Origin of the sequence: Microbacterium sp. P26 (assembly GCF_023712585.1) — a bacterium.
GTDB classification, from domain to species: Bacteria; Actinomycetota; Actinomycetes; order Actinomycetales; family Microbacteriaceae; genus Microbacterium; species Microbacterium algihabitans_A.
Genome location: NZ_JAMAXZ010000001.1, coordinates 532374 through 546682 on the forward strand (window position 1 = coordinate 532374; position 14309 = coordinate 546682).

The window sequence follows — 14309 nt, forward strand, 5'->3', positions numbered from 1 at the left end:
TCGTCGGGCGGGGGGCGACTCGGTGATCCTAGCAACCCACGTGGGGGGCTCCCTGTGGGCGACCGGTTAGGATCGAGGGCGGCCCGTTCCGCGCCGGGGCTTCCCGCCGCCCCTCCCCCCATCCACTGCCTCAAGGAGGGCAATGTCCCGCAGATCGCCCGAGCCCTCCGTGCTCACGCAACCGGGCGGAAGCGTCGGACTCCTCGACGTCTTCCGACGGCGGTACCTCCTGTCGCTGATCGTCCGCAAAGAGATCCAGATCCGCTACCGCGGGTCGGTCCTGGGCTGGCTGTGGTCGTACGTCAAGCCGCTCGTGCAGTTCGTCGTGTTCTTCCTGGCCATCGGCGTCTTCCTCGGCATGAACGGCCGGGTCGAGTTCTTCCCGATCTACCTGCTCGCCGGCAACACGATCATCACCTTCTTCAACGAGGCGTTCTCGAACGGCACCCGCTCGCTCATCGACAACGCCGCCCTGATCAAGAAGATCTACCTGCCGCGAGAGATGTTCCCGGTGTCGAGCATGCTCATCGCCGCGGTCAACACGCTGCCGCAGATCGTCGTGGTGCTCATCATCGCGATGATCTTCGGCTGGGCGCCCACTCTGCTGCACATCGGGGCCCTGCTGCTCGCCCTCGTGATCATCGCGCTGCTGGCGACCGGACTGGGGCTGCTCTTCGGAGCAATCAACGTCACCTTCCGCGACGCGCAGAGCTTCGTCGAGATCATCGTCATGTGCGCCGTGTGGGCCTCGCCCGTGATGTACCAGTGGGAGATGGTCGCCAACCAGGTTCCGCACTGGTTGTTCGTGCTCTACCGACTGAACCCGCTCACCGTCGCCGTCGAGCTGTTCCACTACGGCGTCTGGTACCCCCTCGACCCGCAGGGCGGACAGGTCCTCCCCGGCCTGCTCGCGTACTCGGGCGTCGCCGTCGTGGTCTCGCTGACCTTCCTTCTCGTGGGCCAGCTCGTGTTCCGCCGTCTGGAGGGTCGCTTTGCCCAGGACCTCTGATCACACCATGACCGAGCCGAGCGTCGTGGTCGACGAGGTGCACAAGGATTTCAAGCTGCGCCACACGCACAGCATCAAAGAGACCTTCCTCGCGGCCGTCCGCCGCAAGCCCCTCACCACCGACTTCCACGCGCTCGACGGCGTCTCGTTCTCGATCGCGCAGGGCGAGGCGGTGGCGCTGCTGGGCTTCAACGGCTCGGGCAAGTCGACCATGCTCAAGCTCATCTCGGGCGTGCTCAGCCCCGACAGCGGTGCGGTGCGCACCCGCGGACGGGTCGCGGGTCTCATCGAGGTCGGCGCCGGCTTCCACCCCGACCTGTCGGGTCGCGAGAACATCTTCCTCAACGCCGCGATCCTGGGCATGACCAAGCGCGAGACCGAGGAACGCTTCGACGACATCGTCGCGTTCAGCGAGATCGAGAAGTTCATCGACACCGAGGTCAAGCACTACTCCTCGGGCATGTTCCTGCGCCTGGCGTTCTCGGTGGCGATCCACACCGAGGTCGACGTGCTGCTGATCGACGAGATCCTGTCGGTCGGTGACGAGCCGTTCCAGCAGAAGTGCCTGGCCCGGATCCGTCAGCTGCACGACGCGGGCAAGACGCTCGTGGTGGTCAGCCACGACCTCGACATGGTGTCGAACCTGTGCGGTCGCGGCATCCTGCTGCGCGAGGGGAACGTGGCCTTCGACGGCGACAGCAAGCGCGCCGTCGAGCTCATGCGCCAGTAACCTCACCCGATCGCGCGGCGAGGTCACGCGGAGGGCACGCGTTTCACCCCGGTGGGGGCTGATCCGGATGCCGTGACTCAGAGCTCGGCGTGCAGGGCCCACACGCGCTCGGCCAACGCCGGCCAGGCGAAGCCCTTCGCGCGGTCGCCCGCGAGCACGCGCAGCCGGTCGGCGTCGTCGCCCAGGGCGCGCACGAGGGCGGGGCCGAGTTCGTCGGAGGTGGCGAAGGCCGCGGCATCCGCCAAGACTTCCCGATGCACGGGGGTGTCGAGCGCGACGATGGGCACCCCCAGCGCGAGGGCGTCGACGGCCCGCCACGGCCAGTCGGTGCGGGAGCTCGCGGCGACGAAGGCTCTCGCGTGCGAGAGCACCGCAGCGCGGTCGAGGCCGTCGAGCGAGCCCCGCGTGTGCACGCGCGCTGCCGTGAGGCCGGCGGCGACAGCGAGGTCGCTCACCGAGGCCTCCTCGCCCTCGGGCACGTCGAGGATCACGACGTCGAGGTCGTCGCCCGCCTCGGCGATCGCGGCGAAGACGGAGGAGAGATCGTCGGATGCCGCGGCAGTCCCGGCCGCGGCGATGAACGACGACGGCAGATCGAGGTGGCGCAGGCGTCCCACGGCGTCGGTCGGTACGCGCAGGCCCGCGGCGGGGGCTCCCCCCAGCACGCGCACCTTCTTCGCGAGCTTCGGCTTGGCCATCTCGGTGAGACGCTCGGCCATCGCGTGCGTCGGGACGATCACGGCGTCGGCATGCTTGCCGATCCGTGAGAGCAGGGCGCGCGCGGCGAGCACCTCGGACTTCGGCAGCTCATCGGGCGTCTCCCACGCACGCAGCTCCCAGAGGGTCACGACGATCTGGTGCGTCTCGTTGACGCGGTCGTGGCGGACGAGCGGAGCCAGGGGCGTCGGCGAATGGATGAGCCCCTTGCCGATGCCGGGGGCCACTCCCAGCTGCCACGACGCCGCGAGCTCGCGTCGACGCACGGCCAGGCGGGTCTCGGAGCTCAGCCCCTCGATGACATGGTCGTCGCCGAGGCCGGGTGAGGGCACGATGGCGGCGACGTCGCAGCCGCAAGGGGCCGTGGCGACGAGTGCCTCGGTCAGCGACGCGGAGGCCTCAGCCAGGTCACGCGAGGTCGGGGCGACGAGTTGGTCGAGGACGACGCGGAGGGTGACGGTCACGGCGCGGGGCTCTCCGTTTCGGTCGGGGGATGGAGCTTGGCCTGCACCATCTGCTTCACCTGGTCGTAATCGGGATCGAACTCGTCGACGCCGCCCGCCGGGGTGAGCTCGAGCGTGCCGACGGGCTGATCCTTCGCTTTGAGGGCGAGGTTGACGAGCGTGGGGGCGATGAGTCCCTGGGGTAGGTCGGTCTCGACGACGTTCGTGCCGGCGTTCGCGACTTCCTGGAAGTGCGTGAGCACGTTCTGCGGGGTGAACGACGCGAGGATCGTCTCCTGCAGCTCGCGCTGGCGGCGCATCCGGTCGAAGTCGCTCGTCGTGTAGCGCGAGCGGGCGTACCACTGGGCGGTGTCGCCGTCCATGTGCTGCTGGCCGGGCTCGATCCACCCGAAGGCCCAATCGTCCACGGGCTGGCCGTCATAGGCGGGTCCACCCTTGGGCAGGCGCTCCTGCACGTTGATGTCGACGCCGCCGAGGGCGTCGACCACGTCGGCGAAGCCCTTCATGTCGATGAGCACGTAGTAGGGGATCTGGATGCCGAGGATGCCTTCGGCCGCATCCTTGGTCGCCTCGATGCCGGGCTCGGAGCCGTTCGCCTTCGCATCGGGGTAGAGCTTGGTGCCGTCCTGGCAGATCTCGACCTCGGTCTTGAGCTGGTTGATGCCGCTGCCCCACCCGCACGTCGCGTTCGCGTAGCCGGTGTGACCGTTCGGATACTCGTCCTGCATGGGTCCGGGGGCGAACGGGAAGTGCGGCATGTCGCGGGGGATGCCGGTGATCGTCGTCGCCCCGGTGTCGGCGTTGATCGAGACGACCGAGATGCTGTCGAAGCGCATGGAGTCGCGCCCCTCGCCCGAATCGGCGCCCAGCAGCAGGATGTTGTAGTACCCGTCGGAGGGCGGGACCACCGGTGCCGACTGCGCGAAGAGCTCCGAGAACGCGTCGCGCGTGGTGCCCGCGGCCTGCGCGGCCCAGGCGGCGCCCGAGCCCGAGAGCACGAGCAGCCCGACCGAGACGACCGTCATGCCGACGCGCGCGAGCGGTCCGACCCGCACCAGCCGCACGAGCCGCAGGGTGTCGATGGTCAGCACGATCCACAGGATCGCGTAGGCGACGAGCGCGATCTGCACGATCGTGAGCGGGAGCGGACGGAACCACGACAGGAAGTCGGGGATGAACGACCCGGTCGCGACGGCGAACAGCACGCTCGGCGACAGCAGGGCGAACAGCCCGGTCAGCACGAGCACGGTCCACATGAGCAGCGTCGCCCCGAGTCCGAACCGGCCCAGTCGACGGTTGCCGGCCAGCACCTGCGCCGAACCGGGGAGCAGGAAGTTCAGCACGACGAGCCACCACCCGCGGCGCGTCATGACCTCGGTCGAGGTGGCGTCGGGGTGTCGCAGCGGCTGAGCGTCGACGAGTCGCTCCTGCGCGCGGGGGCGCGGAGCCGCGAGGGTCACAGGGAATCCTTCAGGCGGCGGTTCTTCTCCTCCACCTGCTGTTCGAGGTCGCGGGCGTAGGCCTCGATGCGGTCCGCGATGTCGGCGTCGGCGCTGCCGAGGATCCGCGCCGCCAGTAGACCGGCGTTCTTCGCGCCGTTGATCGAGACGGTGGCCACCGGGATCCCCGCGGGCATCTGCACGATGCTCAGCAGCGAGTCGAGCCCGTCGAGGGTGGCCAGCTGCACGGGCACGCCGATCACGGGCACCGAAGTGACCGAGGCCAACATGCCGGGCAGGTGCGCCGCTCCCCCGGCCCCGGCGATGATCGCGCGCAGACCGCGGCCCCGAGCCTCCCGGCCGTAGCGCACGAGTTTGTCGGGGGTGCGGTGGGCCGAGACGACCTCGACCTCGTGGGGGATGCCGAACTCGGTCAGCACCTGACTGGCGGCGTCCATGACGCGCCAATCGGAGTCGGAGCCCATGACGACGCCGACCACGGGCGTCTCGGAGGAATGCAGCGGCCGGGTCACCGGTCCAGGCTAGGCGCGCCCGCTGAAAGATCGCGGAGCGGCGCGCTCAGTCGAAGAACGCGGCCGCCGCTCGTCCTTCGTAGACGACGTCGTCGAGGTCGTCGCCGACGACGTTGACGTGCCCGACCTTGCGGCCCGGGCGCGGGTCCTTGCCGTAGGTGTGGATCTTGGCCGAGGGGTGCGCGGCCATGGCGCCGGCGAACCGCTCGTCGAGGGTGCCCTCGGCCGGGCCGCCCAGCACGTTGATCATGACGGTCCACGGGGCCACGGCATCCGTCGCTCCCAGAGGGAGGTCGAGCACCGCACGCAGGTGCTGCTCGAACTGGCTGGTGACGGCGCCGTCCTGGGTCCAGTGACCGCTGTTGTGCGGCCGCATGGCCAGTTCGTTGATGAGGATGCGCTCATCGGTGGTCTCGAAGAGCTCGACGGCGAGCATGCCGGTGACGCCGAGCCCCTCGGCGACCGCGACGCCGATCTCTGCGGCGACGCGCTGGACGCGGGCGTCGGCACGGGGCGCCGGGGCGACGACCTCGGCGCACACGCCCCCGCGCTGCACGGTCTCGACCACGGGGTACGCGCGCACCTCTCCGGACGGGCGACGCGCGACCTGCTGCGCGAGCTCGCGCGTGAAGTCGACCAGTTCTTCGACCAGGAGCGAGCCGCCGCCCGCGTCTTCGGCGAGAGCTGCGAACCAGTCGTCGGCCTCGGTCGCGGCCGACACGACGCGCACGCCCTTGCCGTCGTACCCGCCGCGCGGGGTCTTCACGACCGCACGACCCCCGTGGGCGTCGAGGAAGTCCTGCAGATCGGATGCTGAGGACACGGCGGCCCAATCGGGTTGGGGCAGGCCGAGCTCGGCCATCCTCGCGCGCATGACGAGCTTGTCCTGCGCGACGCCGAGAGGCGCCGGCCCCGGGTGCACGGCGACACCGGCGGCGACGAGCGCGGCGAGCACGTCCTGCGGCACGTGCTCGTGGTCGAAGGTGATGACGTCGACGTCGCGGGCGAAGGCGAGCACCGTCTCGGCGTCGCGGTAGTCGCCGACGGCCGTCGCGGCGAGCGCCGCCGACATGCCCTCGGTCTCCGCGAGAACGCGGATCTCGACACCCAGCTCGACGGCGGGCGCGATCATCATCCGCGCCAGCTGTCCGCCACCGACCACTCCGACTCGCAGCGCCATGCCGCTCCTTCCGTCGGCTCCCATTCTGACGGGCCGCGCGCGGCGATGCGAGCCGGGCGCGCCCCCTCAGGCCCCCGAGCCCGCCGGAGGTCCCTGAGCCTGTCGAAGGGACCGCAACCGGCAGACCGCGTCGCCCCGGCGAGCCTCAGGTCTCGATCGAGCCCGAACCGAAGGTCTGCGAGTCGCGGTGCGCGAGGATCTGGTTCACCTCGACCTGGTCGACGAGCGTCTCGTGCACGAGCACGGCGTTCGGCACGTTCTTCATCCGGAGCGGCGGCTCGACGCCGTTCGACAGGCTGAGGGTGCCGGCTCCCCACAGGCGCTGGAGGATCCCGCGGCGCATCTGGATCGCGTAGCCGCGCACGTGCGAGATCTCCCGCTGACTCGTTCCGAACAGTCCCGAGCGCTCGATCACCCGCCGCGTGGTGATGGTCCACGTGTGCGAGAGCCAGACGAGGTAGGGCACCACCACGAGCAGCAGCACGAGAGTCCCCGCCGCGGTCAGCAGCATCCAGTTCTCGTAGGGTTCGGGCAGGTTGTCGTAGAAGTAGGCGGTGGCCCCGGCGACGCCGATCAGCACGAGGGCCGAGAGCGACAGGCGCCGCGCGTGCGAGCGCAGGCGCGCGATGCGCAGTTCAGGCGCGGCGGCCCCCGGCGCCGGCGTACGCGGGCGTCCGATCGAGCTCGACGGCTGGGTCACGCTCTCATTGTGCGTGGTGGAGCCTGTGCGATCCCGATGCCACGCGGGCTTCAGCGCACGTGCACGACGTCGCCGGCCGAGACGATGGTCTCGATCGTTCCGGATGCCACGACCAGGCGTCCGTCGGGATCGATGCGCACCGCGGTGCCCGCCAGGGTCGTCCCGTCGGGCATCGCCACCGCGACCTCGCGCCCCACCGTGACGCACAGCTTCTCGATCTCGCGGTTGACGCGGTCGATGTCGTCGTGGGTCAGGCGGGCGAGCGTCTTCGACAGGTCGTCGAGGTAATCGGCGAGGAGCTGGTCGTCGTCGCACTCGGCACCGATCGCGGCGAACGAGGTCGCCGTGGTCACGGGCAGATCGGCGCGGGTCATGCGCGTATTCACTCCCGCGCCCACCACGACCGTGTCGGGGTCGCCGGGCACGACCTCGGCGAGGATGCCGCAGATCTTGCCCCCGTCCACGAGCACGTCGTTCGGCCACTTCAGCTCGGCGGTGCCGCCGTGGCCGGTCAGCTGATGGCCGATCGCGCGCGTCATCGCGGCTCCCGCGGCGAGGGGGATCCAGCCCCGCAGCGCGGGCGGGACCATCGTCGCGTCGACGACCACCGACACGGCGAGCGCCGTTCCGGCGGGGGCCGTCCACGACCGGTCGAGGCGGCCGCGGCCGGCGCGCTGGTCGTCGGTGACGAGCAGCGACAGGTGCGGCCACCCGTCGGGGTCGGCGGCGACGGCGGCGACGACGTCGGCGTTCGTGGAGTCGGTGGTCTCGACGACCTGGAGACGAGGGCTGTGGGCGGCGGCGAGCGGGTATCCGGCTGCGGGGATCGGCATGACCACACCCTAGGCAACCGGCCCGGTGCGCGGCATCCGGTTGCGCCGACGGCATCGGCCCCTCCATGCCGCGATGGCCGGATGCCACAGCGCCTCGCCGGTTCGCTTGTGCGCACCCTCCAACGTGCGCGCCGACGCTGTCGCTAGGGTGGAAAGCGTGACCGACCAGCCCGATCTCTTCACCACCGCCGGCAAGATCGCCGACCTGCGCAGCAGGTTCCAGGAGGCGGTCGTCGACGCCGAAGCCGCCGCCCGCGACAAGCAGCACGCGAAGGGCAAGCTCACCGCCCGCGAGCGGCTCGAGATGCTGGTCGATCCCGGCTCCTTCGTCGAGCTCGACGAATACGTGCGCCACCGCACCACCGCGTTCGGCTTGGACAAGTCGCGCCCGTACGGCGACTCGGTCGTCACCGGCACCGGCACGATCCACGGCCGCACGGTAGCGGTGTACGCGCAGGACTTCTCGACCTTCGGCGGCTCGCTCGGCGAGGTCGCCGGCGACAAGATCATCAAGGTCATGGAGCTGGCGCTGCGCAGCGGCATCCCGATCATCGGCATCCTCGACTCCGGCGGAGCCCGCATCCAGGAGGGCGTCGTCGCCCTCGGCAAGTACGGCGAGATCTTCCGCCTGAACACCGCGGCATCCGGAGTCATCCCCCAGATCTCGATCATCATGGGACCCGCCGCCGGTGGAGCGGTGTACTCCCCCGCCCTCACCGACTTCGTCATCATGGTCGACAAGACCAGCCAGATGTTCGTCACCGGCCCCGACGTCATCAAGACCGTCACCGGCGAAGACGTCGGCATGGAGGAGCTCGGCGGAGCCCACACCCACAACACCCGCTCGGGCGTCGCGCACTACCTCGCCGACGACGAGGACGACGCGATCGACTATGCGCGCGGCCTCATCGGCTACCTGCCCGACAACAACCTCGCCGAGATCCCGGTGTACGAGACGCCGTTCGAGTTCGAGACGACGGATGCCGATCGCTCGCTGAACACCGTCATCCCCGACTCCCCGAACCAGCCCTACGACATCCACACCGTGATCGACGGCATCGTCGACGCGGCGGAGTTCCTCGAGGTGCAGCCGCTGTTCGCGCCCAACATCGTGATCGGCTTCGGCCGCATCGAGGGCCGCACGGTCGGCATCATCGCCAACCAGCCCTCGCAGATGGCCGGCACCCTCAACATCGACGCGGGTGAGAAGGCCAGCCGCTTCGTGCGCTTCTGCGACGCGTTCTCGGTGCCGATCGTCACCCTCGTCGACGTGCCCGGCTACCTCCCCGGCACCGACCAGGAGTGGACCGGCGTCATCCGTCGCGGCGCGAAGCTGCTGTACGCCTACGCCGAGGCCACCGTGCCGCTGGTGACGGTGATCCTGCGCAAGGCCTACGGCGGTGCCTACATCGTCATGGGATCCAAGCAGCTGGGCGCTGACATCAACCTCGCGTGGCCCACCGCCGAGATCGCCGTCATGGGCGGTCAGGGCGCGGTCAACATCCTCTACCGCGGCGAGATCAAGCGCGCCGAAGAGGCCGGCGAAGACGTCGCGGCCGTGCGCACGCGCCTGGCCAACGAGTACACCTACAACGTGGCGTCGCCGTTCCTGGCGGCCGAGCGCGGTGAGCTCGACGGCATCATCGAGCCGGCGCAGACGCGCGTCTCGATCGCCAAGGCCCTACGGGCGCTGCGCAACAAGCGCGCGAGCCTGCCCGCCAAGAAGCACGGAAACATCCCGCTGTGACCGACGCCGCATCCGCCGCCGACCTGCCGCCCGCCGTGGCGGAGGTCGTGCGCGGAACCCCGACCGAAGAGGAGCTGGCCGCGGCGATCGTCGTGGTCAGCGAGGCGTACCTGCGCGAGGTGGCGGATGCCACGGCGCCCGACGACGCGCCCCGCTCGCGGTGGGAGCTCTCGGCGCGAGGTCTGCGTGCGCCGCTGAACCGCTCCGCGGGGTGGCACGGTTTCACGGGCTGACCGCTCGGACGGGAAGTGTCCCCCGAAATACCTACAGACGCCGCGTTGACCGTCGCGAATACTGGAGGAGCTGGAACGCATCACGCGTTCGGCCGGACCGCTCCTTCGAGCCGGATTCGGCCGCGCGGACGGTTTTCGGGTAACCGTTCGCCCGGGTGAGGGGTCGGCCTATCGCCGCCCCTCACCCCATCCTCTTTCCCCGCTGCGTCGACGGCCTCCCCCCGGGTCTGCCCCGTGGGTCGGGCGCACTGCCGGAGACCCCGTCTCGCGGGCGCGGGCGCGCCGGCATCCGGCGTCGCCTGCTGCCGAAGTCGGCGCTCGGGCCTCGCCGTCGGTGCGGGGTCAGCGCGGGCGGCGGATCTCGTGCCAGAGGTCGACGTGGTCGTCGTCGCCGCCGGCCTGATCGGCGGTGGAGCGTCCGACCACCGTGACGGCGATCTCATGGTGCGGCGAGGTGCGGATGATCACGCGGTCGGACACCGCCTCGCGTAGTACCCCGGCCAACTCGGCGCGGATCGCATCGAGGTCCACCGAGGGGATCCCCTCGAGCCCGCCCTCGTCGAAGAGGTTGACGATCGCTCCGCGGCGCCGCGCGGCGTCGATCTCCGAGCGGACGGAGTCGTCGAGCAGGCGATTGCCGCGCAGCTCGTCGCGCAGGCTCGCCTCGGCGCGACGCGCGGCCTCCTTGTCGGTGGAACGGAGGTTGCCGCCGTTCTCGATCGTGCGCGCGAGGATCGGCCCCGCCGCCTGCAGCGCCCGCTGCACGTGGATGCGGCGCTCGCGCTGTCGTCCGCTCTGCGAGGCCTGCCACGCGGATGCCGCCTGCTGCAGCTCGGCGAGATGCTCGGCGTCGCGCGCTGCCCGGTCGAGGGCGATCATGACCAGTTGCGCCGCCGACACCCAGACGATCGACCCCACGAGCCCGAGGCTCAGGGCCTCGAGAGGGCCGAGCCACAGCGAGGTCGACACCGCGAGGATCGCCATGCCCGTCCACGCGACCACGGGGCGGCGGCGAACCATGACGATGGTCATGAGCGCGCCGATCCCGCCGATCACCCAGGTGACGAAGGGCTGGGCGCGTCCCTCGGCCGTGACGGCGAGGAACGGCGCGTTCGACACGAGGACGGCCACGATGAGGGCGAGGGCGACGCCCCACCCGGGGAGCCGCGCCGGAGCGTTCGACGAGACCTCGGCGCGCGGGTCGCGCGCACCGATCGCGAAGATCCACAACCAGGTCACCGGCAGGTAGAGGAACAGAGCGCCCACCAGCAGCCATCCGCGCACCACGGTGTCGGGCGAGGTCCAGATGAGGCCGCGGGCGGCGAGGTAGGCCGTGAAGGCGAGCCCGATGACGGAGAGGATGGAGCGGACGGTCACCAGCGGTCACCGCTCTCCCACTCGAGGGTGACGGTGGTGCCCCCGGCGTGGGAGTCGATCTCGCTGCGCCCCCCGACCGCGGCGAGGCGGGCGTCGATCGAGCCGCGGATGCCGAGACGATCGGCCGGGATCGCCGCGACGTCGAATCCGGGTCCGGTGTCGCGAACGCGCACCGCCACTCCGCCCGGGGTCGAGGAGCCGGTCAACAGCACGGTGAGCCCCTGCGCGTCGGCGTGCTGCACGGCGTTCGCGACGGCCTGCAGCGCGGCCAGCACCAGAGCGCGGGCGACGCGGCCGGGCACGCGCGGGGTGCCTTCCTCGACGGCGCGGGCGACGGTCAGCTCGACGCCCAGCTCGCGGGCGGCCGCCTCGATGTCATCGGCCAACCGCAGCGCGGCGACGGGCTCGTCGCTGCCCTCGAGGGGATCCTTCTCGGCGTTGGCGAGACGGGTCAGCGCCTCACGGGCCATGCTCACCGCGAGCGTGCGTTCGCGGGGGGTCGCGGCGCGCTCCGCGGCCAGCAGCGCGCCCAGCACGCTGTCGTGCATGAGGGCGGCCACCGCCACGCGCTCGTGCTCGGTGGCAGCAGTGGCCGCCGCCGACGCGTAGCTCGACACCGCGGAGGCGCGCGCCTGATCCACGTTGGCGGCGATCGAGCGGTACATCCAGCCCAGGGTCAGCAGCACGCTGCCGAGGATGAGGGCGAAGGTCACATCGAGCGCGATCGGCAGGATGAACTCGCTGCGCCCGCCCGCCTGCACGAGCCGGACGACGCCGAACAGCAGAGGAGCCGCGACCGTCCAGGTGATCTGCAGCGATATCGGGAAGGCCACCACGGTCGCCACCGTGGCGACGTTGATGAGGTAGAAGATCCAGGGATTTTCGGTGGGCGCGGGCGCAGGCCCACCCGCGGTCGCGATCGGCCACAGGGCGAGGGCGAGAACGAACACCACGGCGAAGATGCCCGAGAACACGCGTGCGAAGCGCCCGATCGTGCACGCGACGATCATCGCGAGCAGGGGAACGAACACCGCCAGCACCAGGGGGACGTGCCACCCCTCGGCCTCGTCTCCCGGGCCGAAGGCCGCGGCGAAGGCCTGGGCGCCGAGCACGAGCGAACCCGGACCGACGATGAGGGTGATGACGCGTTCGATACGCGTCTGCGTGAACGATCCCTGCTCCGCCTGCCCCTCTCGGGTGTGGGGGATGCGCCCCCACGCGTCGTCGAGCACGGACCGATCGATTTCAGCCATGGGTGGGAGCGTCATCGGGCGCGTCATGCAGGATGCCGTCTTCCATGGCCCGACGCAGGAGGTCGACCTTGGTGGGGGCCGGGCGCCCCACCTCGACGTATTTCACACGGACGCGGGTGATGTTCTCTTTGGCCGTCGAGTAGGCCACGCCCAGCCGGTCGGCGACCGCCTTGAGCGGCAGGCCCGCGGCGTACAGGCGCAGGACCTCGCGCTCGCGGACCGAGAGCTGAGCGTCGGCGAAGGCACGATCGCCCTCGACGGCACTGGCCCACTCGACGTTGTCGAGCAGCTCGCCGCGGGCGACGGTGCGGATGGCGCCGAGCACCTCGTGGGTGGGAGAGGACTTGCTGACGATTCCGGCCGCACCGGCGGCGAGCGCTTCGCGCACCGCGGCGGCGCGGTCGGCGACGCTGTGGATGATGACGCTCGAGCCGTCGCGCACGACGCGATCGACGTTCTCCGACACCGTGGTGCCGTCGCCGAGCGTCAGATCGAGCACCACCACGTCGGCCGGAGTGGTGACGGAAGCGCGGCGCCAGTCGAGATACGCGGCGACGTTGGCACCCGAGAAGACCACCTCGGTCGCTTCGGTGCGCGCGAGGGCGGCCTCCAGCCCGAGCCGGACCGACTCGTGGTCATCGATGAGGGCGACGCGCGTCATCCCCACATCGTATCGGCGCGGGCCCTCGCCGCGCAGAAGCGCTCCCGCGGCGGGCGCGTCAGCGGCGCAGCACCGTCACGGCCTCGACGTGGTGCGAGTTCGGGAACAGGTCGACGCCCCGGATGCCGTCGGTCCGGTACCCGTGCTCGCCGAAGATCGCGAGGTCGCGGGCCAGGGCCACCGGATCGCAGGCAACGTAGACGACGGCGGCCGGCGACAGGGCCGCGATCCCCTCGACGGCGGGGCATCCGGCCCCTGCGCGCGGGGGGTCGAGCAGCACCACTCCGCGCGACAGGCGCTCGCGCTCGCGCGCGGAGGCGTCGGCGGCGAGCGCGGTGACGAAGCGGTCGACCCGCGCGGTCTCGGCGCGGGCGCCGATCCACTCCGCGAGGTTCTCGCCGGCGTGCTCGGTGGCCCGGGCGTCCGACTCGACGCTGATCACACGGGTGGCGGGGCCGCCCGCCTCGGCCAGGGTCGCCGCGAACAGGCCCACACCGCCGTAGAGGTCGAGGTGGGTGGCATCCGGATCGAGATCGCCGACCTGTGCGGCCAGTTCCGCCGCGACGAGGGAGGTGAGGGTGTGCGCCGCGAGACGGTGCACCTGCCAGAAGCCGCCCGCGTCGACGCGGAAGACCCGGTCGCCCACGCGCTCCTCGACGACCTCGGGTGCCGGGTGCGACCGCGTGCCTTCGGGACGCGGCAGGACCCGCACACGACCGTCGGACGGCTGGACGAGGTCGATACGCCCCGGAGCCGCCGCGTGCCGGGCTTCGGCGGCCGCGCGGGCCACGGCATCCGTCGCCAAGGGGAGGTCGGGGGTCTCCACCACGTGGTGCGAGCGGGCGGCGTAGGCACCGACGCGGCCCGCCTCGTCGACGTGCAGGCTCACGCGCGTGCGCCAGCCCGTGCCGTCGGCCGACTCCGGGTGCTCGGCGTCTCCCGCGGCGCGGACCTCGACCGGCAGCTCGAGCTTGCCGACGCGCTCGACGGCCTCGCGGATGACGCGCTGCTTGAGGGCCCGCTGGTGGGCGAGCTCGATGTGGCCGAACTCCGCCCCGCCGACGCGGTCGGACGGATCGACGTCGATACCCGCGGCGCTCCACACGTGCGGCCGGCGCTCGGGAGCGGCGTCGAGCACCTCCACGGCGTCGGCGCGCCAGAACGACTTCTTGCGCGTGTCGGTGAGGCGGGCGCGGATGCGCTCGCCCGGCAGCGTGTCCGCCACGAAGACGACGCGCCCCTCGTGCCGTCCGACGAAGACACCGCCGTGGGCGATGCCGGTGATGTCGAGTTCGATGAGGTCGCCGTCGTGCATCCTCCGAGCCTGTCACATGCGGCCGGGAGAGCGCCGGGCGCGGGACGGAGGTCCCTGAGCCTGTCGACGGGGATCCCTGAGCCTGTCGAAGGGCCCGCGACCCACGCGCGGCCCGGTG

General features: G+C 71.3%; 14 protein-coding genes. 4 read left to right on the forward strand and 10 right to left on the reverse strand.

Going from position 1 to position 14309, the window contains the following annotated elements; genetic code table 11:
* Positions 1–142: 142 nt before the first annotated feature.
* Positions 143–1009 (forward strand): ABC transporter permease, encoded by an 867-nt coding sequence (locus tag M3667_RS02555; protein ID WP_144828917.1) that lies wholly within the window; start codon positions 143–145, stop codon positions 1007–1009.
* Between the two features lie 7 nt (positions 1010–1016).
* Positions 1017–1739, forward strand: a complete 723-nt coding sequence (locus M3667_RS02560; RefSeq protein WP_154096041.1) for an ABC transporter ATP-binding protein — start codon at positions 1017–1019, stop codon at positions 1737–1739.
* A gap of 77 nt (positions 1740–1816) precedes the next feature.
* Here M3667_RS02560 and M3667_RS02565 read toward each other — a convergent pair whose 3' ends face one another.
* The 6 genes from M3667_RS02565 to M3667_RS02590 all read right to left on the reverse strand — a co-directional run bounded on the left by M3667_RS02565 (position 1817) and on the right by M3667_RS02590 (position 7605).
* On the reverse strand, positions 1817–2920 hold the full coding sequence (locus tag M3667_RS02565) for a glycosyltransferase (RefSeq protein ID WP_251504501.1): 1104 nt from the start codon (positions 2918–2920) through the stop codon (positions 1817–1819).
* The gene (locus tag M3667_RS02570) at positions 2917–4380 is read right to left on the reverse strand and encodes an LCP family protein (protein ID WP_251504503.1); all 1464 of its coding nucleotides are present in this window, start codon (positions 4378–4380) and stop codon (positions 2917–2919) included. The genes M3667_RS02565 and M3667_RS02570 overlap by 4 nt, the downstream gene beginning before the upstream one ends.
* A complete protein-coding gene (gene purE, locus M3667_RS02575) occupies positions 4377–4844 on the reverse strand; it encodes a 5-(carboxyamino)imidazole ribonucleotide mutase (protein WP_251505059.1) in 468 nt (155 codons plus the stop codon). The genes M3667_RS02570 and purE overlap by 4 nt, the downstream gene beginning before the upstream one ends.
* A gap of 94 nt (positions 4845–4938) precedes the next feature.
* Positions 4939–6072 carry a 5-(carboxyamino)imidazole ribonucleotide synthase gene (locus M3667_RS02580; RefSeq protein ID WP_251504506.1) on the reverse strand — a complete coding sequence of 378 codons (1134 nt, stop codon included), beginning with the start codon at positions 6070–6072 and terminating at the stop codon, positions 4939–4941.
* 145 nt (positions 6073–6217) lie between these two features.
* A complete protein-coding gene (locus M3667_RS02585) occupies positions 6218–6772 on the reverse strand; it encodes a PH domain-containing protein (RefSeq protein WP_251504509.1) in 555 nt (184 codons plus the stop codon).
* Between the two features lie 50 nt (positions 6773–6822).
* On the reverse strand, positions 6823–7605 hold the full coding sequence (locus M3667_RS02590; protein WP_251504511.1) for a biotin--[acetyl-CoA-carboxylase] ligase: 783 nt from the start codon (positions 7603–7605) through the stop codon (positions 6823–6825).
* A gap of 148 nt (positions 7606–7753) precedes the next feature.
* On the opposite strand from M3667_RS02590, the gene M3667_RS02595 reads away from it, so the two are divergent.
* Together M3667_RS02595 and M3667_RS02600 are read left to right on the forward strand one after the other, a co-directional pair.
* A complete protein-coding gene (locus M3667_RS02595) occupies positions 7754–9352 on the forward strand; it encodes an acyl-CoA carboxylase subunit beta (RefSeq protein WP_251504513.1) in 1599 nt (532 codons plus the stop codon).
* Positions 9349–9585, forward strand: a complete 237-nt coding sequence (locus M3667_RS02600) for an acyl-CoA carboxylase subunit epsilon (protein WP_251504516.1) — start codon at positions 9349–9351, stop codon at positions 9583–9585. Before M3667_RS02595 ends, M3667_RS02600 begins: the two co-directional genes overlap by 4 nt.
* 342 nt (positions 9586–9927) lie before the next feature.
* Here M3667_RS02600 and M3667_RS02605 read toward each other — a convergent pair whose 3' ends face one another.
* The 4 genes from M3667_RS02605 to M3667_RS02620 are packed head-to-tail and all read right to left on the reverse strand — an operon-like array spanning position 9928 to position 14191.
* On the reverse strand, positions 9928–10962 hold the full coding sequence (locus M3667_RS02605) for a hypothetical protein (protein WP_251504519.1): 1035 nt from the start codon (positions 10960–10962) through the stop codon (positions 9928–9930).
* Positions 10959–12215, reverse strand: coding sequence for an ATP-binding protein (locus tag M3667_RS02610; protein ID WP_251504523.1), 1257 nt, complete (start codon positions 12213–12215; stop codon positions 10959–10961). The genes M3667_RS02605 and M3667_RS02610 overlap by 4 nt, the downstream gene beginning before the upstream one ends.
* Positions 12208–12876, reverse strand: a complete 669-nt coding sequence (locus tag M3667_RS02615; protein ID WP_251504526.1) for a response regulator — start codon at positions 12874–12876, stop codon at positions 12208–12210. The genes M3667_RS02610 and M3667_RS02615 overlap by 8 nt, the downstream gene beginning before the upstream one ends.
* Positions 12877–12934: 58 nt before the next feature.
* Positions 12935–14191, reverse strand: a complete 1257-nt coding sequence (locus M3667_RS02620) for a class I SAM-dependent RNA methyltransferase (protein WP_251504529.1) — start codon at positions 14189–14191, stop codon at positions 12935–12937.
* Positions 14192–14309 lie beyond the last annotated feature (118 nt).

Coding starts and splice junctions, on each gene's coding strand:
- M3667_RS02620 (WP_251504529.1), bottom strand. CDS start 14,191: ATGCACGACGGCGACCTCATCGAACTCGACATCACCGGCATCGCCCAC.
- M3667_RS02610 (WP_251504523.1), bottom strand. CDS start 12,215: ATGGCTGAAATCGATCGGTCCGTGCTCGACGACGCGTGGGGGCGCATC.
- M3667_RS02580 (WP_251504506.1), bottom strand. CDS start 6,072: ATGGCGCTGCGAGTCGGAGTGGTCGGTGGCGGACAGCTGGCGCGGATG.
- M3667_RS02560 (WP_154096041.1), top strand. CDS start 1,017: ATGACCGAGCCGAGCGTCGTGGTCGACGAGGTGCACAAGGATTTCAAG.
- purE (WP_251505059.1), bottom strand. CDS start 4,844: ATGGGCTCCGACTCCGATTGGCGCGTCATGGACGCCGCCAGTCAGGTG.
- M3667_RS02555 (WP_144828917.1), top strand. CDS start 143: ATGTCCCGCAGATCGCCCGAGCCCTCCGTGCTCACGCAACCGGGCGGA.
- M3667_RS02590 (WP_251504511.1), bottom strand. CDS start 7,605: ATGCCGATCCCCGCAGCCGGATACCCGCTCGCCGCCGCCCACAGCCCT.
- M3667_RS02615 (WP_251504526.1), bottom strand. CDS start 12,876: ATGACGCGCGTCGCCCTCATCGATGACCACGAGTCGGTCCGGCTCGGG.